The sequence below is a fragment of the Paraburkholderia sp. J12 genome (genome assembly GCF_905220215.1).
Classification (GTDB): domain Bacteria; phylum Pseudomonadota; class Gammaproteobacteria; order Burkholderiales; family Burkholderiaceae; genus Paraburkholderia.
Window position 1 is genome coordinate 329,526 of the sequence record NZ_CAJMZC010000001.1, and the last position, 26,768, is coordinate 356,293.

General features: G+C 66.0%; 23 protein-coding genes and 1 other RNA gene. 12 read left to right on the plus strand and 12 right to left on the minus strand.

Features of this window, described 5'->3' with window-relative positions; translation table 11 throughout:
• Window positions 1–60: 60 nt before the first annotated feature.
• From U5760_RS01510 to ffs, 3 genes are all read right to left on the minus strand, one after another.
• Window positions 61–387 carry a YbaB/EbfC family nucleoid-associated protein gene (locus U5760_RS01510; protein ID WP_028224769.1) on the minus strand — a complete coding sequence of 109 codons (327 nt, stop codon included), beginning with the start codon at window positions 385–387 and terminating at the stop codon, window positions 61–63.
• Window positions 388–465: 78 nt separating this feature from the next.
• Complete coding sequence (gene dnaX, locus U5760_RS01515; RefSeq protein WP_322009111.1) at window positions 466–2,850, minus strand: DNA polymerase III subunit gamma/tau; 2,385 nt, start codon at window positions 2,848–2,850, stop codon at window positions 466–468.
• A 230-nt stretch (window positions 2,851–3,080) separates the two neighbouring features.
• Window positions 3,081–3,179, minus strand: an RNA gene (ffs, locus tag U5760_RS01520) — signal recognition particle sRNA small type.
• A 398-nt stretch (window positions 3,180–3,577) separates the two neighbouring features.
• Between ffs and trxA the strand changes: the two genes are divergently transcribed.
• The 8 genes from trxA (at window position 3,578) to U5760_RS01560 (ending at window position 12,469) form a co-directional block, all read left to right on the plus strand.
• The gene (gene trxA, locus U5760_RS01525) at window positions 3,578–3,904 is read left to right on the plus strand and encodes a thioredoxin TrxA (RefSeq protein WP_027797264.1); all 327 of its coding nucleotides are present in this window, start codon (window positions 3,578–3,580) and stop codon (window positions 3,902–3,904) included.
• A gap of 300 nt (window positions 3,905–4,204) precedes the next feature.
• A complete protein-coding gene (gene rho, locus U5760_RS01530; protein WP_233863391.1) occupies window positions 4,205–5,467 on the plus strand; it encodes a transcription termination factor Rho in 1,263 nt (420 codons plus the stop codon).
• 158 nt (window positions 5,468–5,625) lie between these two features.
• Window positions 5,626–6,156 (plus strand): MerR family transcriptional regulator, encoded by a 531-nt coding sequence (locus U5760_RS01535; protein ID WP_322009115.1) that lies wholly within the window; start codon window positions 5,626–5,628, stop codon window positions 6,154–6,156.
• Window positions 6,153–7,727 carry an MFS transporter gene (locus U5760_RS01540; RefSeq protein WP_322009117.1) on the plus strand — a complete coding sequence of 525 codons (1,575 nt, stop codon included), beginning with the start codon at window positions 6,153–6,155 and terminating at the stop codon, window positions 7,725–7,727. Before U5760_RS01535 ends, U5760_RS01540 begins: the two co-directional genes overlap by 4 nt.
• Before the next feature lie 32 nt (window positions 7,728–7,759).
• Window positions 7,760–8,611, plus strand: a complete 852-nt coding sequence (locus tag U5760_RS01545; RefSeq protein ID WP_322009120.1) for a M90 family metallopeptidase — start codon at window positions 7,760–7,762, stop codon at window positions 8,609–8,611.
• 170 nt (window positions 8,612–8,781) lie between these two features.
• On the plus strand, window positions 8,782–9,045 hold the full coding sequence (locus U5760_RS01550) for a type B 50S ribosomal protein L31 (RefSeq protein ID WP_028224764.1): 264 nt from the start codon (window positions 8,782–8,784) through the stop codon (window positions 9,043–9,045).
• 288 nt (window positions 9,046–9,333) lie between these two features.
• On the plus strand, window positions 9,334–11,088 hold the full coding sequence (locus U5760_RS01555) for a glycosyltransferase family 39 protein (protein ID WP_322009122.1): 1,755 nt from the start codon (window positions 9,334–9,336) through the stop codon (window positions 11,086–11,088).
• A gap of 19 nt (window positions 11,089–11,107) precedes the next feature.
• Window positions 11,108–12,469, plus strand: a complete 1,362-nt coding sequence (locus U5760_RS01560; protein ID WP_322009991.1) for an MATE family efflux transporter — start codon at window positions 11,108–11,110, stop codon at window positions 12,467–12,469.
• A 21-nt stretch (window positions 12,470–12,490) separates the two neighbouring features.
• On the opposite strand, the gene U5760_RS01565 is transcribed toward U5760_RS01560, so the two are convergent.
• The 5 genes from U5760_RS01565 to U5760_RS01585 form a co-directional block, all read right to left on the minus strand.
• Window positions 12,491–12,682 carry a hypothetical protein gene (locus U5760_RS01565; RefSeq protein ID WP_415914020.1) on the minus strand — a complete coding sequence of 64 codons (192 nt, stop codon included), beginning with the start codon at window positions 12,680–12,682 and terminating at the stop codon, window positions 12,491–12,493.
• Between the two features lie 3 nt (window positions 12,683–12,685).
• Complete coding sequence (locus tag U5760_RS01570) at window positions 12,686–13,807, minus strand: acetoin dehydrogenase dihydrolipoyllysine-residue acetyltransferase subunit (protein WP_322009124.1); 1,122 nt, start codon at window positions 13,805–13,807, stop codon at window positions 12,686–12,688.
• Window positions 13,808–13,811: 4 nt separating this feature from the next.
• Window positions 13,812–14,816, minus strand: coding sequence for an alpha-ketoacid dehydrogenase subunit beta (locus tag U5760_RS01575; RefSeq protein WP_322009126.1), 1,005 nt, complete (start codon window positions 14,814–14,816; stop codon window positions 13,812–13,814).
• A gap of 47 nt (window positions 14,817–14,863) precedes the next feature.
• The gene (locus U5760_RS01580; RefSeq protein WP_322009128.1) at window positions 14,864–15,847 is read right to left on the minus strand and encodes a thiamine pyrophosphate-dependent dehydrogenase E1 component subunit alpha; all 984 of its coding nucleotides are present in this window, start codon (window positions 15,845–15,847) and stop codon (window positions 14,864–14,866) included.
• Window positions 15,848–16,025: 178 nt separating this feature from the next.
• The gene (locus U5760_RS01585; RefSeq protein ID WP_322009130.1) at window positions 16,026–17,084 is read right to left on the minus strand and encodes an ATP-NAD kinase family protein; all 1,059 of its coding nucleotides are present in this window, start codon (window positions 17,082–17,084) and stop codon (window positions 16,026–16,028) included.
• A 461-nt stretch (window positions 17,085–17,545) separates the two neighbouring features.
• Here U5760_RS01585 and U5760_RS01590 point away from each other — a divergent pair, with 461 nt between their 5' ends.
• The 3 genes from U5760_RS01590 (at window position 17,546) to U5760_RS01600 (ending at window position 20,904) form a co-directional block, all read left to right on the plus strand.
• Entirely contained in the window at window positions 17,546–19,510 is a 1,965-nt protein-coding gene (locus U5760_RS01590; protein ID WP_322009131.1) for a sigma-54-dependent Fis family transcriptional regulator, read from the plus strand.
• Between the two features lie 317 nt (window positions 19,511–19,827).
• Window positions 19,828–20,412: a helix-hairpin-helix domain-containing protein gene (locus tag U5760_RS01595; RefSeq protein ID WP_322009133.1), complete on the plus strand. Its 585-nt coding sequence runs from the start codon at window positions 19,828–19,830 to the stop codon at window positions 20,410–20,412.
• Window positions 20,413–20,469: 57 nt separating this feature from the next.
• Window positions 20,470–20,904 (plus strand): YidB family protein, encoded by a 435-nt coding sequence (locus tag U5760_RS01600; RefSeq protein ID WP_322009135.1) that lies wholly within the window; start codon window positions 20,470–20,472, stop codon window positions 20,902–20,904.
• 116 nt (window positions 20,905–21,020) lie between these two features.
• Here U5760_RS01600 and clpB read toward each other — a convergent pair whose 3' ends face one another.
• Together clpB and U5760_RS01610 are read right to left on the minus strand one after the other, a co-directional pair.
• Complete coding sequence (gene clpB / locus U5760_RS01605) at window positions 21,021–23,618, minus strand: ATP-dependent chaperone ClpB (protein ID WP_322009136.1); 2,598 nt, start codon at window positions 23,616–23,618, stop codon at window positions 21,021–21,023.
• A gap of 115 nt (window positions 23,619–23,733) precedes the next feature.
• Window positions 23,734–24,243: an Rrf2 family transcriptional regulator gene (locus U5760_RS01610; RefSeq protein ID WP_322009137.1), complete on the minus strand. Its 510-nt coding sequence runs from the start codon at window positions 24,241–24,243 to the stop codon at window positions 23,734–23,736.
• A gap of 141 nt (window positions 24,244–24,384) precedes the next feature.
• Here U5760_RS01610 and U5760_RS01615 point away from each other — a divergent pair, with 141 nt between their 5' ends.
• Window positions 24,385–24,927, plus strand: coding sequence for a group III truncated hemoglobin (locus tag U5760_RS01615; protein WP_322009138.1), 543 nt, complete (start codon window positions 24,385–24,387; stop codon window positions 24,925–24,927).
• Window positions 24,928–25,045: 118 nt separating this feature from the next.
• Here the strand turns inward: U5760_RS01615 and U5760_RS01620 are convergent, their stop codons facing one another.
• Window positions 25,046–26,401 (minus strand): HipA domain-containing protein, encoded by a 1,356-nt coding sequence (locus tag U5760_RS01620; protein ID WP_322009140.1) that lies wholly within the window; start codon window positions 26,399–26,401, stop codon window positions 25,046–25,048.
• Window positions 26,401–26,700, minus strand: a complete 300-nt coding sequence (locus tag U5760_RS01625; RefSeq protein ID WP_322009141.1) for a helix-turn-helix domain-containing protein — start codon at window positions 26,698–26,700, stop codon at window positions 26,401–26,403. Before U5760_RS01625 ends, U5760_RS01620 begins: the two co-directional genes overlap by 1 nt.
• Window positions 26,701–26,768: the final 68 nt, after the last annotated feature.

Sequence of the window (26,768 nt, forward strand, 5' to 3'; positions counted from 1 at the left end):
GTTCCGCGCAACGCGGGCCGCGGCATCGCGGCCCGCAGGTGCAACGTCAAAGGCGCAGCCTCAGAACGGCAGCTTGAAGCCCGGCGGCAGCGGCAGGCCGGCGGTCATGCCGCCCATCTTTTCCTGCGACGTCGCCTCGGCCTTGCGCACCGCGTCGTTGAACGCTGCGGCGACGAGGTCTTCCAGCATGTCCTTGTCGTCGGCAAGCAGGCTCGGATCGATCGAGACGCGGCGCACGTCGTTGCGGCAGGTCATCGTCACCTTCACGAGACCGGCGCCCGCCTGACCCTCGACCTCGATCTGGGCAAGCTGCTCCTGCATCTTCTTCATGTTTTCCTGCATCTGCTGGGCTTGCTTCATCAGCCCGGCGAGTTGGCCCTTCATCATGATCGTGACTCCTTCAGGATCGTCTGTATTCGAAAAAGCGCGCGGCGCCGTTTGACTGCGCGGCACCGCGCACCGCAATCAATGGGCGGCCTGGCTGCCGCCCTGCGCGGCTTCCGGTGCGATCGGCCGGATCGAGCCCGGCACGATGCTCGCGCCGAAGTCGCGAATCAGTTGCTGCACGAACGGATCGGCGCCGATCTCGCGCTCGGCGTCGCGCTGACGCTGCGCGCGGGCGGCGGCGTCGAGCGCAGCCGCCGTGCGGCGCGCCGGTCCGACTTCCACCGCGAGATCCACCGTCTTGCCAAGCGTCTCGGCCAGCGCCGCCTTCAGCTTCGCGACCTGCGACGCTTCCGCGTATTGCGGCACCGGCACGCTCAGCTTGAGCAGCGTGCCTTCGAGTGCCGTCAGTTCGCTGTTGAAGGCCAGTTGGTACGAAATGCCCTTGAGCGGCAGCGTGGCCGCGAGCGCGGGCCAGTCGCCGACAAAGCCGATCGCGTCGAGTGCGATACCGGGCGGCAGCTTGCTCACATCGACGATGGCCGCGGCGGGCACGGCGGCAGGCGCGGCGCTGCGCGGTGCGGCGGACTCGCTGTCGAAGGCCGGCACGAAGCCGTCGTCGGGCGGTGCGAAATACGCGTCGTCGGCGCCGAGCGGCACGTAGTCGTCAGGCGGAATGTCGTCCCACGGCGGCGCGCCCGAGGCATCCTGCGCCGGCTGGCTGCGCGACGGCCGGCGCGTTTCGGCCTCCTGTGCCGCAGCGGCGCGGCGGGCGGGATCGGGCGTCGGCACTTTCACTTCAGCGCGCGGCGCGGCGGCCTTCGGCGCGACAGCAGGCGCTGCCGTCGCCGCACCGCCACCGGCACGTGCGCCACGCTCGCCCGAGACACGCATGCCCTTGCTGCGGAGCACGTCGAGTGCCGCACTCGCGCCACCACGCGCACCGGAGGCGGCTATCGCGAACGGATCGGCAGACTCTGCCGCAGCGGTGTCGCGCGGCGCTTGCGGTTCGGGCTCGGCAGGCGCGGCCTGCGGACGGGGTTCGGCTTCTGCGGCCGGTGCGGCTTCGGAAGGTGCAACCGGAGCCTCGTCGTCCGACTCCCACGGCGGCACGACGCGCGTAGGCGCCGGTACAACGGCCGATGCTTCGACGCGGCTTTCGGCTACGGCATTCGCCGTGTCGTCGGATTTCGCGACCTTCTTCGCTGCGTCGGGCACTGCAACCGCAGCCGGTTTCGGTACGGCGACGGGCGGCAGTGCCTCGCTGCTGCCGCTCTTGCTGCTCACAGCGGCCGACGCCATCGCCGGTGCCCCGGCGCGCGCGCCGGCACCCGCTGCCGGCTTCGAAGCCGGCGCGCTGCCCACGTTGCCCGCGCCCGACGTCGCCGGCTCGAATGCGAGCATGCGCAGCAGCGTCATCGTGAAGCCCGCGTATTCGTCCGGCGCGAGGCCTAGTTCGCTGCGTCCGAGCGTGGCAATCTGATAGAACAGTTGAACCTGTTCCGGCGTGAGTTCGGCGGCAAAGCGGCGCAGGTCGGCCGCTTCGGGCCACTCTTCCAGCACCGAGCCCGGCGCGAACTGCGCCCAGGCGATGCGGTGGAAGAGACCAGCCAGATCCTGCAGCGCCGTCGAGAAAGAAAGGCTCCGCAGCGCCATTTCATCGGCGATGGCCAGCACACCGGCGCCGTCGGCAGCGACGAGCGCGTCGATCAGGCGGATCAGATAACTCTGGTCCAGCGCGCCGAGCATGCCGCGCACGGCCTCCTCGGTCACCTGGTTGGCCGAATAGGCGATAGCCTGGTCGGTGAGCGAGAGCGCGTCGCGCATCGAGCCATCGGCGGCACGCGCGAGCAGACGCAGCGCCTGCGACTCGAACTCGACCTTCTCCTCGCCGAGAATGTGCGTGAGATGCTCGACGATGTTCGCGGCCGGCATCTGCTTGAGGTTGAACTGCAGGCAGCGCGAGAGCACCGTCACCGGAATTTTTTGCGGATCGGTGGTCGCGAGGATGAACTTGACGTGCGGCGGCGGTTCTTCCAGCGTCTTCAGCATCGCGTTGAAGGCGTGGTTCGTGAGCATGTGCACTTCGTCGATCATATAGACCTTGAAGCGCGCATCCACCGGCGCATACACGGCGCGCTCGAGCAGCGCCGCCATTTCATCGACGCCGCGGTTGCTCGCCGCGTCCATTTCGACGTAATCGACGAACCGACCTTCATCGATCTCGCGGCACGCGCGGCAGACACCGCACGGCTTCGACGTCACGCCGGTCTCGCAGTTCAGTGCCTTGGCGAAGATGCGCGACAGCGTCGTCTTGCCCACGCCGCGCGTTCCCGTGAAGAGATAAGCGTGGTGCAGGCGGCCGCCGTCGAGTGCATGCGTGAGCGCGCGCACCACGTGCTCCTGTCCGACGAGCGAAGCAAAGTCCTTCGGTCGCCACTTGCGTGCGAGAACTTGATAGGTCATCTGGAAATTGTATCAGCATCGCCCGGCGGTACCGATGAATCGCAGAGGCGCGAAATGCGCGATCCGCAGCGCTCTGGCGAGGCGTGCCGCAAGGGTTTCGCGATGCCCGGATGGCGCGCGGCAGATACGGTCCGGCTGATCGCGAACGAGACGATCCGGCTCGGCCTGGCGAACAAAACCAGGGGGAGTGACTGCGAGGAAATCGTGGAGAAAAACAGGAAGAAAGTTGAGGTGACGAGCCTGACCCTCGGCACTGGCGGAAAACGGCTGTGGCTGCTTCGTTCCCGACCTGACCAGGTTGACCGCCCCTCCATGCGAGGAGGCCCGTCACGTTGCATTCTAACATTGGTTGCGCTGCAATGCGAACCCGTCACACGAAAAGTCGCGCAGCGGTCGCACGGCGCCTGTCCAGCGCCCCCGGTCTTGCAATGGCGCGCAGCGCCTCAACATGGAGAGCATGACGCCGGGGAGCGGGCAAAACACACTCCGAATGTCGGCCAACCGACTGAAACCCTGATGGCGGCATGAGTACTATCACCGTCGGCAACGCATAGGGATTTAGGCTACACTGGCGTCGGCATTGGGCACAGGCCCGCGCGGGCGATCCGGTACGCGGCCTGGCGCTTGTCAGCGAGGCGCCCTGGCGGGCCCGACCAGGTTTTCAGTTTTGGTGTATCGTGGCGAGCAACTATTCAGTCAGCCTCGATTCGAAAGAGGTATTCATAAAATGAGCGAACAAATCAAGCATATCAGCGACGCATCGTTCGAACAGGACGTCGTGAAATCCGACAAGCCGGTCCTGCTGGACTTCTGGGCCGAATGGTGCGGCCCGTGCAAGATGATCGCGCCGATTCTCGATGAAGTCGCGAAGGACTACGGCGACCGTCTGCAGATCGCGAAGATCAATGTGGACGAGCATCAGTCCACGCCGGTGAAGTTCGGCGTGCGCGGCATCCCCACGCTGATCCTCTTCAAGAACGGCGCCGTCGCTGCGCAGAAGGTCGGCGCACTCTCCAAGTCGCAGCTCACCGCGTTCCTGGATAGCCACCTGTAATACCCGGGCGCGGCCGCCCTGTCCGGCCGGCGCCTCGTCACGCTAACGCGTGTCCGGGCGACCCGGCCCGCAGCGGTGCATGTTGTCCACCGACAACATGCACCGTAAAAACATGCCGATCTCCCGCACTGGCGGTTTCTGGCGTGTGCTATGCTAGAATTCATAAAGCGTTTGTCCAGCGCCCTATAAAAGTTTCAAGCAAGTTTCAAGCATAAAGTTCCAGGCAAGTCCTAGAGCGATTCCGCTCGCTTCTTTCCCCCAGACTCCTTTCGTCGCACTCCTCCCCGACGGGTTCTCCGTATGCATCTTTCCGAGCTTAAGTCTCTGCATGTCTCCGAATTGATCGAGATGGCCAATGGCCTCGAGATCGAAAGTGCGAACCGCCTGCGCAAGCAGGAACTGATGTTCGCCATTCTTAAAAAGCGCGCCAAGACGGGCGAAACGATCTTCGGTGACGGCACGCTCGAAGTGCTCCCGGACGGCTTCGGTTTCCTGCGCTCGCCCGAAACCTCGTATCTCGCGAGCACGGACGATATCTATATCAGCCCGTCGCAGATCCGCCGCTTCAACCTGCACACCGGCGACACGATCGAAGGCGAAGTGCGCACGCCGAAGGACGGCGAACGCTATTTCGCGCTGGTGAAGGTGGACAAGGTCAACGGCCAGCCGCCCGAGGCCTCGAAGCACAAGATCATGTTCGAGAACCTCACGCCGCTGCACCCGAACAAGGTGCTGCTGCTCGAGCGCGAAATGCGCGGCGAGGAGAACGTGACGGGCCGCATCATCGACATGATCGCGCCCATCGGCAAGGGCCAGCGCGGCCTGCTGGTTGCCTCGCCCAAGTCCGGCAAGACCGTGATGCTCCAGCACATCGCGCACGCCATCAAGCAGAATCACCCCGACGTGATCCTGTTCGTGCTGCTGATCGACGAGCGTCCGGAAGAAGTGACCGAAATGCAGCGCTCGGTGGCAGGCGAAGTGATCGCCTCGACCTTCGACGAACCGGCTGCCCGCCACGTGCAAGTGGCCGAAATGGTGATCGAGAAGGCCAAGCGCCTCGTCGAAATGAAGCACGACGTGGTGATCCTGCTCGACTCGATCACGCGTCTCGCACGTGCGTACAACACCGTGGTGCCCGCATCGGGCAAGGTGCTGACAGGCGGCGTGGACGCCAACGCGCTGCAACGCCCGAAGCGCTTCTTCGGCGCGGCGCGCAACATCGAGGAAGGTGGCTCGCTCACCATCATCGGCACGGCGCTGATCGAAACCGGCAGCCGCATGGACGACGTGATCTACGAAGAGTTCAAGGGCACCGGCAACATGGAAGTGCACCTCGAGCGCCGTCTTGCGGAAAAGCGCGTCTATCCGTCGATCAACCTGAACAAGTCGGGCACGCGCCGCGAAGAGCTGCTGATCAAGCCGGACATCCTCCAGAAGATCTGGGTGCTGCGCAAGTTCATCCACGACATGGACGAAGTCGAGGCGATGGAATTCCTGCTCGACAAGATCCGCCAGACGAAGAGCAATTCCGAGTTCTTCGAGATGATGCGTCGCGGCGGCTAAGCGCCCCTCCTGCATCGCCCTGAACGCCCGCGCAAGCGGGCGTTTGTCATTCCGGCCGGCCTTTTCCGTTCATTGCCGGATGACTCCACAACCTGTACGTGAACGTTCACGTTTGGTTATAATGGCGACCTGGTTCCACTGCCGCCTCCCCGCCGCCCATGTCCAGGGACGCCCCCGCATTGCTCACGGTGCGCGACGCCGCACTGCGCCTGAACGTCACGCCGCGCACGCTCAAGTACTACGAGGAGCGCGGCCTCGTCACGCCCACGCGCAGCGAGGGCCGCTACCGCCTCTACAACGAAGACGATCTTGAACAGTTCTCGCGCATCCTGCGGCTGCGCTCGCTGGGTTTTTCGCTGCACGGCATCGCCGAAATGCTCAAGCGCCCGCTCGAATCCGCGGACGACGGACGCAGGCGCTATTCGCAGGACTCGCTGCAGCAGATTGCCGACGCGCTGACCCAGCAGATCGAAACGCTCGACGCGCGCATCGCCGCCGTGCGGCGCGAGCTGAAGGAAGCGCAGACGGTGCGCGCCGAACTCGCCGACGATCTGGACTACCTGAGACAGCGTCTCGCCGGCGTGCCCTCCGAAACACTGATCGACGAACGGCTGGCTGCAAGGAAAAAGCACTACAAGACACCGGCGACACCCGCCCCCGAGGACAGCGACGGAGACGGCCAGGCATGAGCACCGCGCCGGCCTCGCCGCCCCCGTCGAGTCCCCAGCCGCTCTTCAGCGCCGAGCGCCTGCGCGGCGACTTTTTCCCCTGGGTGCTCGCGGTCGCCACGGGCCTCGACTACTTCGACAATGCGATCTTCTCGTTCTTCACGAGCTATATCGCGGGCGGCATCAACGCTTCGCCGGACGAACTGGTCTGGTCCTCGAGCGCCTATGCAGTAGCCGCCGTGCTCGGCATCCTGCAGCAGCAATGGTGGGTCGAGCGGCTCGGCTACCGGCGCTACGTGGGCGGTTGCCTGCTGCTTTACGCCGCGGGGTCGGTGGCGGCCGCACTGTGCGAATCGTCGATCGAACTGGCTTTCGCACGCGGTTTCCAGGGCTATTTCATCGGCCCGATGATGGGCACCTGCCGCATCCTCATCCAGAGCTGTTTCACGCCCGGGCAACGCCCCGTGGCGACGCGCGCGTTCCTGATCCTGATCGTGCTTTCCAGCGCGCTCGCGCCGCTCGCGGGCGGTGTGCTGGTCGCAGAGTTCGACTGGCGCGCCCTCTTCCTTTGCACGGCGCCCGCCGGCGTACTGTTCGCCGTGCTGGCGCTGCTCGCCCTGCCCGACTCGGGCCACGTGCTGCCCGAAGAACGCGGCGGCACGCATTTCTGGCCCTACATCATCTTCGCGCTCGCTCAGGGCGCGCTGCAGATCGCCATGCAGCAGGTGCGCTTCGAGCTGTTCAGCACGTCGCCCGGCCTGATCCTGCTCACCCTGGGCGGCATCGTCGCGCTGGCCTGGTTCGGCTGGCAGCAGTGGCATCATCCGCGGCCGCTCATGCGCCTGCACGCGCTACGCGAAAAGACCTTCCGGGCCGGCATCCTGCTCTACGTCGTCTATTACTATCAGAGCACCGCGCTCAGCTATCTCGTCGCGCGCTTCCTTGAAGGCGGGCTCAACTATCCGGTCGAGAACGCCGGCCGGCTCACCGGCATCACCTCGCTGATCTCCGCTTCCGCGCTCTTTCTGTATTTCCGCTACGCGAAGTTCGTCACGCGCAAAAAGTGGATCATCGTGCCGGGTTTCGTGCTCGCCGCGTTCGTGCCTCTGTGGATGACGCAGATGCCGCCCGACATCAGCGAGTCGTGGCTCATCGCGCCCCTCCTGCTGCGCGGCCTCCTGCTGCTCTTCATCGTGCTGCCAGTCGCGAACGTGACGTTCAGCATCTTCGCGATCGAGGAGTTCACGCACGGTTACCGGCTCAAGAACATCGTGCGGCAGATCACCCTGTCGTTCGCGACCTCCAGTGTCATCATCATCGAGCAGCATCGGCAGGCGCTCCATCAATCGCGCCTCGCCGAATTCGTCAATCCGCTCAACCCGGTCTACCAGAACACGCTCGCGACGCTCACGCAGGCCTTCGAATCGCTCGGCCGCACGCGGGGCGAAGCGCACGGGCTCGCCATCGTGCAGATGAGCCGCATGGTCGCGCAACAGGCGAGCTTCCTGAGTTCGCTCGACGGCTTCTATTTCCTCATCGGCGTGGCGGTCTGCGGTGGTATCTTTGCGGCCTGGCAAAAGCAGATCGACTGACGACGCACTTCACCTCACGAAGCCCTCCGGCGATGCTATCGAAACTCTCCCAATGGTTCGGCGCGCGCCGCCGCGACAAGGCCCTGCGCACCCACGCCATCGACGACGCGCTCTGGCAGGCCACGCTCGACGGCCTGCCTTTCCTCACCCATCTCGACGCGGCCGACCTCGCGCGCCTACGCGAACTCACGAGCCTCTTCATCGCACAAAAAGAGTTCTCGACCGCCCACGAACTCGAACTGACCGATGCGATGGTCGTGGCGATCGCCGTCCAGGCGTCGCTGCCGGTGCTCAATCTCTCGCTCGACCTGTACCGCGGCTGGGTGGGCGTGATCGTCTATCCGGGCGAATTCGTGATCCGCAAGACCGTGGAGGACGAGGACGGCGTGGTGCACGAGGTCGAACACGACGCGAGCGGCGAGGCGTGGGACGGCGGCCCCGTGATCCTCTCGTGGGAGGACGCGCAGATGACCGACGGCAGCGACGCCTACAACGTCGTGATTCACGAGTTCGCCCACAAGATCGACATGCTCAACGGCGAGACCGACGGTCATCCGCCCCTCTATCGCCGCTGGCATGCCCCGCTCGACGGCCAGACGTGGGCCGACGTGTTCGACAACGCCTACGACCAGTTCTGCGCGAAGGTCGATGCGGTGCCGGAGCGGCGCTGGGCGCGCTTCGAGCGCGAATCGCTGATCGATCCCTATGCGTCCGATCATCCGTCCGAATTCTTCGCCGTGTGCAGCGAGGCGCTGTTCGTGAAACCGCACGAATTCGAAACCGAATATCCCGAGCTTTACCGGCTGCTCGCGCGCTATTACCGGCAGGACCCGGCCAAAACCGGCGCGCTGGCCGGTTTTGGCGGCGCAGCGGGCGGCGCGTAAATTCGTGAAACTCCCTCGCCGAAATTCGCCAACCGGCTGATTTTCTGGCATAATCGCCGTTTTTCGACCTTGGGCAAGTGGCTCGCGCCTGATTTCAGGCAAAAGCGCTTCGTGCTGCAATCCCGCAGCCGGGCACGCGAGTTGGCTACCGCCAGATTTAAGGAAAAACCATGAAAGAAGGCATTCACCCGGATTACCGCGAAGTCCTGTTCATCGACGTTTCGAACGATTTCCGCTTCGTGACCCGCTCGACCATCCAGACGCGCGAAACCGCCGAATTCAACGGCAAGACCTACCCGCTCGCCAAGATCGAAGTGTCGTCGGAATCGCATCCGTTCTACACGGGCACGCAAAAGATCATGGACACGGCCGGCCGTGTCGAGAAGTTCAACAAGAAGTTCGGCGCACGCGCCACCGGCAAGGCAACGAAGTAAGCTTCGCGAGACGCCTGAACCGGCCTTGGCGCCGGTCCCGGACCGAAAAAAGGGCAGCGTTCGCTGCCCTTTTTTATTGCCTGCTGCGCGGTTTGACCTGGGCCCGCACCCGGATTCGTCGCGAACGCCGATGGATCACGACCCTGTTTCAGTCGTTTCCATGCATTTCGGCGCGGCTCCCGCCGTGACGCGTGCACGCCGGCCCAGCTAGAATGCCGGATTCGGGCCGGCGGGGGCAACCACGCAGCGCCTGCGAGCCGTTCCGCTTACCCGCTCACCTCGTACTGAATGAAGCCAGCCATTCGACTGACCGCCTCCGCCACCAGCGCCCTGCCGCGCTGGCTGCTGCTGACCATCTGTATCGTCTTCGCGTCGTTCGGCCTGTTCGGCCGGGACCCATGGAAGAACGAGGACGCAGCCGGCTTCGGCGTGATGTGGACCATGGCGGGCGGCACCTCGCACGACTGGCTGCTGCCCAACCTCGTCGGCAAGTACATCACCGAAAACGGGCCGCTCGGCTACTGGCTGGGCGCACTGTGCATCCGCGTGCTCACGCCGTGGGTGGACGCCAGCAACGCCTCGCGCGTCGCCACCGGCGTGCTGTTCTGCCTTGCCTGCGCCTTTGTCTGGTACAGCGCCTATCTGCTCGGGCGGCGCCCCGAGGTTCAGCCGTTCAAGTACGCATTCGGCGGCGAGCCGGAGCCGCGCGACTATGGCCGCACCCTCGCCGACGGCGCGCTCCTCATTCTGCTCGCCTGTTTTGGCCTCGCCGCGCGCGGCCACGAAACGACGCCGCAACTCATGCAGTTCGTCGGCATCGCGATATTGCTCTACGGCGTCGTGCGCGCCATCGACAAGCCGATCCAGGGCGCGCTCTGGTGGGGCCTCGCGCTCGGTATCGTGATGCTCTCGAGCGGGCCGGTGCTGGTGGGCGCACTGCTCGTGGGCACGCTGGCCATGCTCGCCGTCGCCCCCGAAACGCGCTCGCGCTGGCTCCTCGTCGCGGGGCTGCCCGTTGCGCTCGTCGTCTCGGCCTCCTGGCCGCTCGCGGCGCTGCACCTCTATCCCGACGACGCGGTCTGGTTCCTCAACCAGTGGACCCACTCGAGCGTGAACGCCTTCGCCGGGCCGCCGGGGGCGGTGCTGCTCTATGCGGTGCGCAACCTGCCGCTCTTCACGTGGCCCGCGTGGCCGCTCGCGCTGTGGGCCTGGTTCAGCTGGGCCGGCCTGCGCCGCGCGCCGCACATTGCGATTCCGCTTTCGGTGATCGTGCCGCTCCTGATCCTCGTAGTCGTGCAGAGCCAGGAAACCAATCGCCTTTTCATGCTCGTGCTGCCGGCGCTTTCGGTGCTCGCGGCGTTCGCGCTGCCCACGCTCAAGCGCGGTGCGATCAACGCGATCGACTGGTTCGCCGTCCTGAGCTTCACGATTCTCGGCACCTTCGTGTGGCTAGTGTGGCTCGCGGGCGTCTCCGGCTTCCCGGCACCGCTCGCACGCAATCTTGCGCGCCTCGCTCCGGGCTTCACGCCGCAGTTCAAGATTCTCTCGTTTGCCTGCGCCGTGGCCGTGACCGCGTGCTGGATGGTGCTCGTGCAATGGCGTGTTGCGCGCCATCCCAAGGTGCTCTGGCGCAGCGTCGTGCTCTCGAGCGGCGGCACCACGCTCATGTGGGTGTTGCTGATGACGCTCTGGCTGCCCGTCGTCAACTATAGCCGGACCTATCGCGACGTCGCGCAGCAGATCGCCGCGCACCTGCCCGCCGACTACTCCTGCATCTCGCCCGTGCGGCTCGGCGACGCGCAGATCGCCACCTTCGCCTACTTCGGCAAGATGCACTTCTCGTTCGACGAGGACTGCGACGTGATCCTGCGCCAGGACACCCAGGACTACGGCGAGCCCAGTTCGATGTCGAACTTCGTCTGGAAGCTGGTCTGGGAAGGTCGCCGCGCGGCCGACCGCGACGAGCGCTTCCGCCTGTACGTGCGCATCGACCGACCGCAGCCGCCTGTGAAACGCCGCGTCTGGCGCCCGCGCCCGGACTGAGCCCGCCGTGACCGGTACGGTGCTCAGCGACGTCCGCCGCATTGCGGCACTGGCCTGGCCGGTGCTGGTCGGACAGCTCGCGATCATCGCCTTCGGCGTGATCGACACGGCCATGGTCGGCCGCTATTCGGCGCTCGATCTCGCGGCGCTGGGGCTCGGCTCGTCGATCTACGTCTCCGTCTATATCAGCCTCACCGGCATCCTGACCGCGTTGCAGCCCGTCGCGGCGCAGCTCTACGGCGCGCAGCGCGACAGCGAGATCGGCGAAGAAGTGCGTCAGGCGCTCTGGCTCGCCCTCGTGCTGATGGTGATCGGCGGCGCGATCCTTTATTTCCCCGGTCCGCTGCTCGATCTCGCCCGCGCGCCCGAGGCCCTGCGCGAGCGCACCGTCGATTACCTGCGGCTGCTTTCGTTCGGCCTGCCCGCCGGGCTCCTGTTTCGCATCTACAGCTCGCTCGCCAATGCCGTGAGCCGGCCGCGGCTCGTGATGTTCCTCCAGGTGGGCGCGCTCGTGCTCAAGGTGATCCTCAACCGCTGGCTCATCTTCGGCGGCCTGGGCGTGCCGGCGCTCGGCGGCCCCGGCTGCGCGCTCGCGAGTACCGCGATCAACTGGGCGCTGGCTGCCCTCGCCGTGCTCGCGCTCACGAAAATCGACGTGTTCGAGCCGTTCGGCATCTTCCGCCACTTCTGCTGGCCGCACTGGAAGCGCCAGGCCGAATTGCTCAAGCTCGGCATCCCCATGGGGCTGTCGTATCTGATCGAAGTGACCTCATACACGTTCATGGCGATCTTCATCGCGCGCCTCGGCACCACCACGCTCGCGGGGCATCAGATCGCCGGCAACATCGGTGCCGTGCTGTACATGACGCCGCTCGCCATCGGCGTGGCGACCTCGACGCTCGCCGCCCAGGCGCTGGGCGGCAATCGTCCCGCCGAGGCGCGCACGCTCGCGCGGCACGGCATCCTGACCGCCGTGACGATCGCGTGCGGCTTCGCGCTCGCCGTGTTCGTGCTGCGGCCGCTCATCATCGGCGGCTATACGCCCGACCCGGCTGTTGCCGTGGCCGCCATGCCGCTCGTGGCCATCGTCGCGCTCTATCACATCTTCGACGCGCTGCAGGTCACCACGGCCTTCGCGCTGCGCGCGTACAAGGTTGCCGTCGTGCCGACCGTGATCTATGCCGTCGCGCTCTGGGGCGTCGGGCTGGGCGGCGGCTACGCGCTCGGCTTCGACGTTACCGGCACGCTGCCCGCGTGGGCCACGGGGGCGCGCGGATTCTGGCTCGCCAACATGGCGAGCCTCATGATCGCGGGCGTGGGGCTGACCACCTATCTCTCGCGCGTGAGCACGCGGTATCTGCGCGGAAGTTCGCAGCCCTGACCGCCCGCGTGGCCGGCCCCTTTAACTGGCCGCCGCCTCCGCGACGCGCACGCTCATCATCGGACGTGCACGCAGCCACGACGGCTTCGGCAACACCGCCTCCTCTTGCACGACCTTCACGGGCATGCGCGCGAGCTTCTCGCGGCTGCGCAGGCCGCGCTGGCCGAGCGCAGTCGCGCCCGCGTGCGGCGTGTCGAACGGGGCGGCGTCCACGGCTCAGGCCTCTTCGTCGAAAAAGGCCTTGAGCAGGCGGTTGACCTCGGCGGCAGCCTCCATCTGCACCATATGACCCTGCCCTTGAATCACCGCCACGCGCACGCTCTGCGGCAGTCCCCCGGCGTGACGGGCGGGGATGATCTGGTCGGCGTCGCCCCAGATCACGAGCACACGCGGCGCAAGCGTCGCGAGCCGCTCGCGCAGGACATGGCGCTGGGCCCCTCCCTCGAACGCCTGAGCGGCGATCTTCCTGAGCGCATCCTGTACGCCCTCGAGCCGCTTGTACTTCACGAGATCTTCGACGAGTTGCCGCGTCACGAGTGCCGGATCGGCAAAGAGCTTCGTGACCGGTGCCTTCAGCGCGTTGCGGTTGGTCCCCGCGACGAAGGCTTCGATATACGCGCCGTCGATCTCATTGCCGAGTCCCGCGCTGCCGATCAGCGCAAGCGAAGCGACGCGCGCAGGCACGCGTTGCGCGATCGTCATCGCAACCGCCCCGCCGAGCGAATGGCCCACCAGATGCGCGCGCTCGATCTTCTGCGCGTCGAGGAAATCGATCACGCTCTGCGCGAGTTCGTCGAGACTGCCCGACTCGACCGTCTTGCCGGACTCGCCGTGCCCCGGCAAGTCGAGCGCCCAGACCGCGCGTCCCGCCGCGAGATCGGCATGATTGAAGAGCCAGTTGTTCAGATCGCCGCCAAAGCCGTGGATCAGCACGACCGGCACGCCGGCACCGTCGCCGAGCTTCAGATAGCGGATCGTGCGCCCGCCGATCTGCGCCTTCTCGGGCTGCGGCCCCGCATCGTCCTGCGCGGCCGCGGACGGGACGAAGTCGCGCTGGAATGACGCCACCGCCGCGTCGATATCGGCATCGGAGGCCTCGGCATCGGCCACCACGCCGAGTAGCGCGCCCACCGGCAGCGTTTCGCCCTCCTGAGCGATCTGCCGCCGCAGCACGCCATCGAAGGCGCACTCGACGCCCGAGGCGATCTTGTCCGTCTCGACGTCGAGCAGTTCCTCGCCCTTGCCTACCTTGTCGCCCACCGACTTCAGCCAGCCGTTCACCTGGCCCTGCTCCATCGAAAGGCCCCATTTGGGCATTGTGATCATATGGATCGGCATGACTTCAGCTCCTTGCTGCGCGTGCGGCTTCGGCGATCTTGTCCGCCGACGGGATATAGAGGTCTTCGAGCACGCCCGCGAACGGAACCGGCGTATGGGGCGCCGTGACCATGCCGACCGGCGCCTTGAGGTCGTGAAACGCACGCTGCGCAACGAGCGCCGCGATATCGGTGGCGATCGAGCAGCGTGGATTCGCCTCGTCCACCACCACCACGCGGCCCGTGCGGCGCGCGCTTTCGAGGATCGTTTCCTCGTCAAGCGGCGAGGTCGTGCGCAGGTCGATCACGTCGGCTTCGATGCCTTCCTTTGCGAGTTTTTGCGCGGCATCCACCGCGTAGTGGACCATCCGCCCATAGGTCACGATCGTGACGTCGTCGCCGTCGCGCACGATGTTCGCCTCGCCGAAGGGGATCGAATACGACTCCTCCGGCACGTCGCCCTCCATGCCGTAGAGCAGCTTGTGCTCGCAGAAGATGACCGGGTCGTTGTCGCGTATCGCCTCGATCAAGAGGCCCTTCGCGTCATAGGGCGTGGCCGGGCAGACGACCTTGAGCCCCGGAATGTGCGTGAACAGAGAGGTGAGCATCTGCGAGTGCTGGGCCGCCGCGCGCAACCCGGCGCCGCACATCGTGCGGATCACGACGGGCGTGACGGCCTTGCCGCCGAACATATAGCGGAATTTCGCGGCCTGGTTGAAGATCTGGTCGAAACACACGCCCATGAAATCGATGAACATCAACTCGGCCACCGGGCGCAGACCGCACGCCGCCGCCCCCACCGCGGTGCCGATAAAGCCACCTTCCGAGAGCGGCGTGTCGAGCACGCGCCCCGGAAACTTGCCGTAAAGCCCTTTGGTCACGCCGAGCACGCCGCCCCATGCGTCCTGCTCGCCGGGCGAACCCGCGCCGCCCGCGTTGTCTTCGCCCATCACGATCACGCTTTCGTCGCGTGCCATTTCCTGCGCCAGTGCCTCGTTGATCGCCTGCGAATAAGTGATTTTCCGTGCCATTTTCGTCTCCTTGATATGGAATCCTGATGACTTCGAACGCCGTTCGATTACGGGTATGACACGTAGACGTCGGTGAGCAGCGCCTCGTCGGTCGGCAGCGGCGCGGCTTTCGCCTTCGTCACGGCGTCGTCGACGAGCTGCCTGACTTCCGCGTCCACCTTGCGCAGATCGTCCGTGCTCACGAGTTCGGCGCGCACCGCGCGCTCCTCGAAGCGCTTGAGGCAGTCCTTCTCTTCGCGCAGCTTCTGTACTTCGCCTGGCGCGCGATAGGTCTGCGCGTCGCCCTCGAAGTGGCCGAAGTAGCGCGAAAGCTTCATTTCGACGAGCGTCGGGCCACCGCCGTTGCGTGCCCGCGCGATCGCTTCGCCCATCGCCTCGTGCACGGCAAAGAAGTCGAAGCCGTCCACGATCACGCCTGGCATGCCGAAGCCATTGGCGCGATCGGCGATGTTGTCAGCGGCGACGGACCACGTCGACGAGGTTGCCTCGGCATAGCCGTTGTTCTCGGCGACGAAGATCACCGGCAGGCGCCAGACCGAAGCGAGATTCATCGATTCGAAAATCACGCCCTGATTCGAGGCGCCATCACCGAAGAAGCACACGCCCACGCCGCCCGTCTTTTTCTGCTTCGCGGCAAGCGCCGCGCCGCACGTCAGCGGTCCGCCCGCGCCCACGATGCCGTTCGCGCCCAGCATGCCCCTGGACAGATCGGCAATGTGCATCGAGCCGCCCTTGCCGCGGCACGATCCGGTGGCGCGGCCGTAGATCTCGGCCATCATCTCGTGCACATCCACCCCCTTGGCGATGCAGTGGCCGTGGCCGCGATGGGTGGTCGCCACGTAATCGGTGTCGTTCAGGTGCGTCATCGTGCCGACCGCCGATGCCTCTTCGCCGGCATACAAATGAACGAAGCCCGGAATTTCGCCGGTCGCGAATTCGACGTGCAGACGCTCCTCGAACTCGCGGATCGTGCGCATCGAGCGATAGGCCTTCAGCAACTGCTCCCTGTTCAACTGGGTCGTAACAGACATGATTGTCTCCTTCCTGCTGGTGGAATCTCGGTGGAATCTGGTTTGCCTGCCGCATGCGAAGCCCGGCTTCGATGCAACGCGAAGCCGCGTCCGGTGGGGAGCGCGGTGCCCGTGGGCGAGCGTATGGGCGATGGGGTCATCCGGTGTCTCCTTGGTCTATTGAAGGGATGAGAATGCGTCAGGCGAAATGGACCGCCGCCGCGCGCAGCAACTGATGCGAGGCGGCATAACGCAAGGTGCGGGCAACATCGACCGTGAGCGGGCCGCCCCAATCGAGCGATACCTCGTAGCGGTCGCCGCGCGCGGGCTCGATCTCGCGCTCGCCGTCGAAGGCGAGCGTGCCGTGCCCGGCGTCGAGCGGCAGCGTCACGCCGGCCTCGATGCGTTGGCAGGTGCGCAGGTTGAGCCGTTCGATGCGGCCCGGCGCAATGGGGGCGACGAGCGGCACGCCGCCCGCCTCGCCCGGGCGCGCGAACGTCATGTGCAGGCCGTGCGATGCGTCGCGCCCGACCGGCGCGAAGGCACCGCCGATCGACGAAAGACCGATGCCGTCCGGTTGCGCGAACGCCAGGAAAATCGCTTCGATATCCGAACTTTCAGAGATCGCCCGCGCACCGATGAACGGCTGTCGTGCCACGCAAATGTCGACGAGCGCGATCTCCTCGTGTCCACGGTTCGGGCCTTCCACGCAGCGCGCGACGAGCCGCTTGTTGCGCGCGAGCGCGACGTCCGCGGGCACCGTGCCGGTCGCGACGAGCGCGCCGGCAAGGCCGGCAACGGTCGCTTCGCGCAATTCGGGGAACGCATTGTTGGTGCCGGTGGACAGCGCGAGCAAAGGGATATCGCCGCAATACGCAGCAACCGCGCGATGCGTGCCGTCGCCACCCAGCACCGCGATGAGCGACACCGCTTCGCGAACCATGTGAGCGACGCCCGCGTGCGTATCGGCCACGCTGTCGGCAATCGGCAGATCGACGAATTCGACCGTAGGCCAGGGCTCGTGCGCGGCAAGCGCCGCATGCGTTTCGATGGCGCGCAGCAGCAGCGCCGCAACGCCGGTGCGGTCTCGCAACGTCAGCACGCGCGCGACACCCAGCGCACCGAGGCCGGCGAGAAGGCGCACGACCATATTGGCCTTCTCGGCTGTGGGGAAGACGGAGGCATGCGTGGTCAGGCGGCGAATGTCGCGCCCCGATGCGGGGTTCACGATCACGCCAGCGGTCACGGGCTTCGGCACGAGCGTTGTCTCCTGTTTGCGGGTCGCATCGGGATGGTGCGAACCGCTTTATCGGAGGCGGTGCAGTCGCGTGCCGCCTCTCGCGACCGACTCTGCAAGCGTTGTGCCAATGGCGCACGAATTGCGGGCATCGTCCGCAAAGCCGCCTGTGACGGGGCCTGGGACATTCGCCTCACGCCTGCCGCCCGTGCGAAGCGCGCAGGGCAGCGTCTCAGATTCGCCCCCAACGGCCAGTGCGATGAGACGAGATCCAGTACGCGCGCCGCCTCGCCCTGCTCTGCATCCGCGCGCCACATGGCCTGGCCCGCGGCGCACCCGCCGCCCGCCCGGATTGCGACGGCGTGAGACGAACGTCTCACGCGTCTCGCATGCTGCAATGCGGTGTGATTGCCGGGCGCGGATGTGCTACAAAAAGGTCCTCCGCATGCCCTGCATGCACGACGCCAGAGTCCGGAACCGCCATGCCCTACGCCGTTGGGCCCAGCCGGCACGCCGAACGCGTGCGCGGCGCCGTCGAAGGCCGCTTGCCCGCGCCGGCCGATTCGGCACGGCTCGTCTCTTCGTGGCAACGCTCGTTCGAGCGCTACCAGCTCGACCCCGGCTCGGTAATCGGTCCGCGCGTGCTGAGCGCGGGCGAGCTGCGCGAGATCCGCGATCGCGAGGAAGCCTTTCTGCGTGCTTCGGGGCAATGCCTCACGCGTCTGCACGAAACCGTGCGCGACGCCGATTACTGCGTCATGCTGACCGATGCGCACGGCGTCACCATCGACTACCGCATCGACCGCGAGCGCCGCAACGACTTCAAGCATGCGGGGCTCTACATCGGCTCGTGCTGGTCCGAGAGCGAGGAAGGCACCTGCGGAATCGCGAGCGTGCTGACCGATCTAGCACCTATCACGGTCCACAAAACCGATCACTTTCGCGCGGCGTTCACGACGCTCACCTGCAGCGCGGCGCCCATCTTCTCGCCGGGCGGCGAGCTGATCGGCGTGCTCGACGCCTCGGCCGTGCACTCGCCCGACAACCGCGACAGCCAGCGCATCGTCAATCAGCTCGTGCGCCAGAGCGCGACGCTCATCGAAGACGGCTATTTCCTGCACCGCACGTCGTCCTGCTGGATCCTCTTCGGCCATCAAAGCCGCAACTACGTCGAGGCGCAGCCGGAACTGCTGATCGCCTTCGACGAAAACGGCAACGTGGTGGCCGCGAACCGGCGCGCGCGCGAATGCATCGCGGGACTCGACGCGCCGCGTCACATCGACGAGATCTTCGATTCCTCGCACGTGCAGCTGCGCGATGTCGGGCGCCTCGAAGCGATCGCCGCGCTGCGGATGCGCGCAAACGGCGCGATGCTCTACGCGCGCATCCGCGCGCCGCTCGGGCGCGCTCACGCGGCAACGGCCGCCGCCGTGCACGGCGCCGTCCCCCTGCACGAAGAGCGCGCGGATACGCGGCACGACAGCAGCGCGCTCGGCCCGTTTCTGCGCAGCACCGATCCGCGCGTGGCGGAAAACGCCCGCATTGCCCAGCGCATCGCGGGCAAGCGGCTGCCTGTTCTGCTGCTCGGCGAAACCGGAGCCGGCAAGGAGGTGTTCGCACGCGCGCTACACGACGCGGGGCCGCGCCGCAATCGCGCCTTCGTCGCGGTGAACTGCGGAGCGCTGCCCGAATCGCTGATCGAGAGCGAGCTTTTCGGCTATGCACCGGGCGCCTTCACGGGCGCACGCCGCCACGGTGCGCGCGGAAAAATCGCCATGGCCGACGGCGGCACGCTCTTTCTGGACGAGATCGGCGACATGCCGCTCGCGCTCCAGACGCGCCTCCTGCGCGTACTGGCCGAAGGCGAGGTCGTGCCGCTCGGCGGCGAAGCGCCGGTGCGCGTCGATCTCGAAGTGATCTGCGCGACGCACCGCGATCTCGGGGGCATGGCGGCGCAGGGCGAATTCCGTGAGGACCTCTACTACCGGCTTTGCGGCGCGGTGCTCACGCTGCCGCCGCTGCGGGAACGACGCGATATCGGCGCCCTGATCGACACCGTGTTCGCCGAGGAAGCCCAGGCCGCCGGGCGCCCGCTCGTGCTCGACGGCGCGCTCGCCGCGCGGCTCGCGGCCGGCCCGTGGCCCGGCAACCTGCGCCAGCTGCGCAACGCGCTGCGCTACGCATGCGCGATTTGCGATACGGTCCGCGTGGAGGCGCGTCACCTTCCGGGCGATCTCACAGCCCAATTGCCTCGCGCCGCGCGCGGGATGGACGGCGCAGCCGCGACGCAGGCCGACGACCCGGCCGTCGAACGCGAACGCATCGTCGCCGCGCTGCGCGCCCATCGCTGGCGCCCCAACGCCGCAGCAGCAGCCCTCGGCATGTCGCGCGCCACGCTGTACCGGCGCATCGCGAAGCTCGGCATCGTCCCGCCTCATCGGGCCTGAACCGGCGCGAGACGGCGCGCCGAAGCACGGCAACCGGGCTCCTCGCCCGCTACTTCTCATCGTCGTCTCGCGTGACGTCTGCACCGCAAAGGCGCACGCACTTTCGTTGCACACGCCCCCAATCCTCCGCACGCCCCCAACCACAGAAGTATTAAAAATTGTGCGGCACGATTTACTTGCCACAAATCGATCGGTATAAATCGACCGCTTCCCGTCCACGGAAACGCCAACTGTCCTATCCTTGTAGCGCAGCACTAACGACTGGATGCGTCGTCCGTTCCCGGCTAACTGGATTTGCCCTCAATGGAGTGATTGCCATGCTGAAAAAGCTGCTGATGCTGTTCGTTGCGCTCGGCTTGTCCCTGTCTGCGCTGATGGCCGCCGCCGTCGAGGTGAACACCGCCGACGAAACCGCGCTCGAGTCCGTGAAGGGCATCGGCCCGGTCCACGCCAAGGCGATCATCGACGAGCGCACGAAGAACGGCCCGTTCAAGGACGCCGACGACCTCGTGAGCCGCGTCAAGGGTATCGGCCCGAAGTCGGTGCAGAACCTCGAAGCCGCGGGCCTGACCGTCAACGGTTCGTCGGCGCCGCCGGCCGGTAACGGCAAGGCGTCGGCCTCGAAGAGCAGCAAGACGGCAGCGGCCACCACCGCCGCCACCACCACTACGACGACGGCACCGGCAACAACGGCCACGACGGGCGCCAACGCCGCTTCGGACGCTACGGCGACGAAATCGAAGCGCAAGAGCAAGAAGGACAAGGCCGCTTCGGCAGCCAGCGCGGCCGAAGCCGGTTCCGCTGCCGCCGCGCCGGCAGCCGCGTCCGACACCAAGGCGAAGAAGAGCAAGAAGTCGAAGAAGGGCCAGGCGGCATCGGCCGCGGCCGCATCGGGCGCCTGATCCCATGATTTTCCCGGCCGCGCACCCCGTGCCGGCCAACCTACCAGAGAGATCGATATGAGCCTGCTAGACACCCTCGGATCCCTGCTCGGCGGTTCGTCGCAAGAAGGCGGCGGCCATCAGCAAGTCATCGCTGCGGCGATGGAATTCGTCAACAACCAGCCCGGCGGCCTGAACGGGCTGGTCCAGAAGTTCCAGCAAGGCGGACTCGGCGACGTGGTGCAGTCGTGGGTCGGCAACGGCGAGAACCAGGCGATTTCGGGCGACCAGCTGCAAAGCGTGCTGGGCTCGGACGTGGTCTCGGGCCTCGCCCAGAAGGTCGGCCTGCAACCCGATCAGGTGAGCGGCGTGCTCGCCCAGGTGCTGCCGCACGTGGTGAACGCCGGCACGCCGAACGGCGAAGTGCCGGCCGGCGGCCAGATCAACACCGAAAGCGTGCTGGGCACGCTGGGCGGCCTCGCCTCGCTCTTCGGCGGCAACAAGCAGGCTTGAGCGGCGCTTGACGCGGGGAAACGCCCGCGCGCATGCAAAAAGGGCAACGGATCGCTCCGTTGCCCTTTTTCGTTGATGCCGCCCGCCCCTGGCAGCCCAGGGGCACACGCCACCGCTCAGTGCACGACGCGTTCGAACACGAACTTGCCGTCCTGGACGTCGACGGGAATCACGTCCTTCGGCCCGAACTTGCCCGCGAGGATCAGCTTGGCGACCGGATTCTCGATCTCCTGCTGGATCGCGCGCTTGAGCGGCCGCGCACCGAAGAGCGGGTCGTAGCCTACCTTGGCGATCCGCTCCAGCGCCTCGTCCGACACCACGAGCTCCATGTCGAGCTTCTCCAGACGCTCGCGCAGGCGCTGCAACTGGATCTTCGCGATCGACTCGATGTTCTCGCGGCCGAGCGCATGGAACACCACGACTTCGTCGATCCGGTTCAGGAACTCGGGACGGAACTGCTGCTTCACTTCGTTCCAGACCGCGTCCTTCACCACTTCCTGCGGCTCGCCCGCCATCGACTGGATCAGGTGCGAACCGAGGTTCGACGTCATCACGATCACCGTGTTCTTGAAGTCCACCGTGCGGCCCTGGCCATCGGTCATGCGGCCGTCGTCGAGCACCTGCAGCAGCACGTTGAACACGTCCGGGTGGGCCTTCTCGACTTCGTCGAGCAGAATCACGCTGTACGGCTTGCGGCGCACGGCTTCGGTCAGATAACCGCCCTCCTCGTAACCCACGTAGCCCGGCGGCGCGCCGATGAGTCGCGCGACGCTGTGCTTCTCCATGAACTCGCTCATGTCGATGCGGATGAGATGGTCCTCCGAATCGAACAGGAAGCCCGCGAGCGCCTTGCAGAGCTCGGTCTTGCCCACGCCGGTCGGCCCGAGGAACAGGAACGAGCCGTAGGGCTTGTTCGGGTCCGCGAGACCGGCGCGCGAACGGCGGATCGCGTCGGCCACGGCGCTGATCGCCTCGTCCTGGCCCACCACGCGTTCGTGCAGCTTGTCTTCGATCAGCAGCAGCTTCTCGCGCTCGCCCTGCATCATGCGCGACACGGGAATGCCGGTCGAACGCGACACCACCTCCGCGATCTCTTCCGCGCCCACCTGGGTGCGCAGCAGACGATGACGCGTCGGGTTGTTCTGCTCGTCGGCCTCGGCCTGGGCGACCTGCTTCAGTTGCGCTTCGAGCTGCGGCAGCTTGCCGTATTGCAGCTCGGCCACTTTTTCGAGCTTGCCTTCGCGCTGGAACTTCGTGATCTCGGCGCGCACGCGGTCGATCTCTTCCTTGATCTGTGCGCTGCCCTGCACCGCGGCCTTCTCCGCGGTCCAGATCTCTTCGAGATCCTTATATTCGAGGCTCAGGCGATCGATTTCCTCTTCGATCAGCTGCAGGCGCTTTTGCGACGCTTCGTCCTTTTCCTTCTTGACGGCTTCGCGTTCGATCTTCAGCTGGATGAGACGGCGGTCGAGCTTGTCCATCTCTTCGGGCTTCGAATCGATTTCCATCTTGATCTTCGAAGCGGCTTCGTCGATCAGGTCGATGGCCTTGTCCGGCAGGAAGCGGTCGGTGATGTAGCGATGCGAGAGCTCCGCGGCCGCGACGATCGCCGGGTCGGTGATTTCCACGCCGTGGTGCAGTTCGTACTTCTCCTGCAGGCCGCGCAGGATCGCGATGGTCGCCTCGACCGACGGTTCGTCCACGAGCACCTTCTGGAAGCGGCGCTCGAGCGCGGCATCCTTTTCGATGTACTTGCGGTATTCGTCGAGCGTGGTCGCGCCGATGCAGTGCAGCTCGCCGCGCGAGAGCGCAGGTTTGAGCATGTTGCCCGCATCCATCGCGCCTTCGGCCTTGCCGGCACCGACCATCGTATGGATCTCGTCGATGAAGACGATGGTCTGGCCTTCGTCCTTCGCGATGTCGTTGAGCACGGACTTCAGGCGCTCTTCGAACTCGCCGCGGTACTTCGCGCCGGCCAGCAGGGCGGCCATGTCGAGCGACAGCACGCGCTTGCCCTTGAGCGTTTCCGGCACTTCGCCGTTGACGATGCGCTGCGCGAGCCCTTCGACGATCGCCGTCTTGCCCACGCCCGGCTCGCCGATCAGCACCGGATTGTTCTTGGTGCGGCGTTGCAGGATCTGGATCGAGCGGCGGATTTCGTCGTCGCGGCCGATCACGGGATCGAGCTTGCCGGCGCGCGCGCGCTCGGTCAGATCGACGGTGTACTTCTTGAGCGCTTCGCGCTGGCTTTCGGCGTCCTGGCTATGCACCTGCGCGCCGCCGCGCACGGCGACGATCGCCGCTTCGAGCGCCTTGCGCGACAGACCGTGCTTGCGGGCGATCTGGCCCGCGTCGCCCTTGTCGTCGGCGACGGCGAGCAGGAACATTTCGCTCGCGATATAGCTGTCGTTGAGCTTCTGCGCTTCCTTGTCGGCCTGATTGAGCAGCCCCGCGAGCTCGCGGCCGATCTGCACGTTGCCGTCGGTGCCCTGCACCTGCGGCAGACGGTTGATGGCGTCGTTGAGCGCGTTCTGCAAGGCCTGGACCTGCACGCCCGCACGCGACATCAGCGAACGCGCGGAACCATCCTGCTGCGCGACCAGCGCGGCCAGCAGGTGGACGGGTTCGATGTACTGGTTGTCGTGACCGACGGCAAGGCTCTGCGCGTCGGAAATGGCTTCCTGGAATTTGGTGGTGAGCTTGTCGATTCTCATTTAGAACGAGACCTCCAGATTTTTAACTGTCACCAAATTTGAGGGGCATTACGCCGGTTTCAAGCGCTGTTTACGTCATTTTTTCCGATTTTCTGCATCGGGCCCGGGTGACGGGTCAGTGCTCGCCCGATACCACGCGGGAGGCCGGCTTTTTTGCCCGCGAAGGCGACACGAAAGTGAGCGGTGCCAGGCCAAGCAGGCCCGAGAGCTCCGCCTGCGGTTGCGCAAGCTCACCTATGGTATGGCGATCGAGCTCGGCGAGGAACGCTTCGCGCGCCGCCGCCAGCGCGTGCTTGAGACGGCAATGGGGCTCGATGACACAGGCGCGGCGCTCGCCATGTTCGTCGGGAAAGCAGCCGACCAGCGCAAAATCGTTCTCGGTCTGCCGCACCACTTCGCCCACGGAAAGCCCGAGCGAGGCATCCGCCAGCCGCAACCCGCCGTTGCGCCCGCGGATCGTGTCCACCCAGCGCAGTTCGCCCAGGCGCTGAACGACCTTCATCAGATGGTTCTTCGAGATTCCGTACGCCCCGGAAATCTCCTGGATGGTCGCGAGACCGTCGCGGCGCAGCGCGAGATAGAGCATCACGCGCAGCGAATAGTCGGTGTAGTCGGTCAGCTTCATGAGCGTCGGGAAAGGCCAACATCGGAAAACCACACCATAACATGCATCAATCATGCACGTTTTAGCGGGGTTCTGTATCATTGCACACGCACTCTCGCATGACCGGTTCCCCGATTCCCCGATTCGCAAGGCTGTACAACGATGACTCCCACCGACGCGGTCGCCGCCGACACGCGGCACGCCGAACCCACCGAAGACAATATCCGCGAACTCGTCTACGCGTTCTACGACCGCGTACGCGACGACGCGCTGCTGGGCCCGGTTTTCGACGGCGTGCTGGCGGCCCGCTGGGACGATCATCTGCCGAAAATGTGCCGTTTCTGGACCAGCCTCGTGCTGGGCGCGAAGACTTACCGGGGCAACGTCCAGCAGGTGCATCAGCCGCTGCCCGGCATCGAGCCGCGCCATTTCAGCCGCTGGCTTTATCTGTTTCTCGATACCGTCGAGTCGCGCTATCGGCCTGCCGCCGCCGTGCAGTTCATGGAGCCTGCGCTGCGGATCGCCCAAAGCCTGCAACTGAGCCGCTTCGGCTGGGATTACACGATTCCGGCCGAACAGCAGGCGCTGCTGGAACGTGTCGCGCCGCGGCGTCACGCCGCTTCCGTCGGTCACGGGCATGATCTGCCCGCTCGCCCGGCTGGAGAGCCCTTTCCGGCGAAGATCATCGGCCATACGATGGAGTGAAACGAAGGATCGACGCGGCGCCCGGCGGTGCGCCGCGCTTGCTGGTTTGAGATTTGATTGGCTGTTAGTTGCGTTTATGAAACCAGCGAGGCACCGGTTCTTCCCGACGCCCTCTGCGTCAAAGCAGCGCGCGATCGACCTTGGGAATTTCAGGCGCGAGCTTCAGCAGGCGCTCCGCCTGTGCGGCAATGAATCCTGCGATCGAATCGACCACGCCGCGCTCGTCCCCCACGTAGACCTCGGACTGCGCCAATTCGCGCGCAAGCGGCACGGCCTGGCGTGCCATGCGCGTCATTTCGCGTTCGAGAAAACGCGGCTGCGTGCCGGTGCGCAACGCGAAATCCGCCAGCGAGAACGGCGTGATGTCCGCGAGCAGGAAGGCGTCGCCGTAGGCCATCGCCAGTTCCTGCTCGATGTGCTCGCCGTAGACGTTCACGGAGACGAGGTCGTAGAGCGGCGCCGGTTCGAGAGTCGAGGCCAGCATGAAGAACGAAAGGTTCTTGCCGTGCGCGTCGCTGTTGCCGATCAGCAGTTGCAGCACCGCCCAGCGGACGAGAAACGTCCGCGCGGCCAGCGGATTGTCGAGATACGGTGCGAGCGAAAAGAGCTTCTGGAAGCTCACCCCTTCGCGGATCGCGCGCACGTCGGCCGAATTGCCGAAATTGCGCTCGTATTTAAACGACACCGGCAGATCGAGCGCCTGGCAGCCGTCGATCGCATGGCGCCGGCGCACCGCCAGCGCGGTTTCGCCGTCGGCCGGGTCGCGCGTCACCTCGCGATCGAAGCGCTCGACGAGCAGGATCGGCTCGGGGATGCGGCGAATCTCGACGGGTGCCGCCCGCAAGCCGAGACGCGCCGCCAGCGTCATGCAGAAATGCTCGTTCGCCACCATGAACGGCGTGGCGGCATGGCGCGACTCGGGCTTCAGAATGTGGGTGGAACTGAGCGAGCCGTCCGCCAGCGCGATCCGGTTACCCTCCACCAGCACCTGCAGCTTGTCCTGATAACCCGCCACCGAAAGACGCACCTTGCCGTCCCAGACGGGAAAAGGCATCTGGTCGCGCTCGCGGATGCGCTGGCTCAGTTCCTCGCTGCCGATGTGCCGCCGTACCGGCAATTCCGGCGCCGTGGCCGTGGCCGTGGCATCGCCCGGGACCGTGAAGCTAAGCGCCCCCACCGGCTCCTTGCCGAGGATGCGCACGAGCCCGAAGATATTGTCCTTCGAGATCTGGTTGACGATCGACGCCACGTCGAGCGCATGGCCCTCGGGCAGCAGGTTCTGAAGAAACCGTTGCACGGCGCCGGCGGGGGGCGTCTCGCCCGAAAGCGGAATGTGCGGCGACAGGGGGAAAGCGTCGTCGCGGCGGCGCCAGTCGGCATCGTAGGTGAAGTCGTAGCGCCCCTCCACCGAGTCGAACGCGAGCGTGCCGACTGCCGCCGCACCGGCCTTGACCAGCAGGGTGTGGGAAGCCATCAGCGCGGCTCCCCTGCGCCCGGACCGAACTTCTTGCGCACGATCGCGGCGTCGCGCCGGGGAAACACCAGCAGGTTCAGCCCGAGGCCATCGAGGATCGCGAACACCTTGTCGAGCCCCACCGGACGCCCGTTCTCCAGCCGCGACAGCACGTCCTTCGACACGCCCAGCATCTGGGCGGCATCGTCGATGCGCATTTCGCTTTGTGCGCGCCGGTTACGCACAAGACGGCCGAGCTCGGCCATGTTCTCGGCGAGCGGATCCGGGTCGTCGACAGGACGAGGTAGTGTACGGGGCATAATTCGCGGATTCCAGGAATAAAAGGCTGGGCGGCCTTTCCTTATCGATAATTCCGGCAATATGCGAA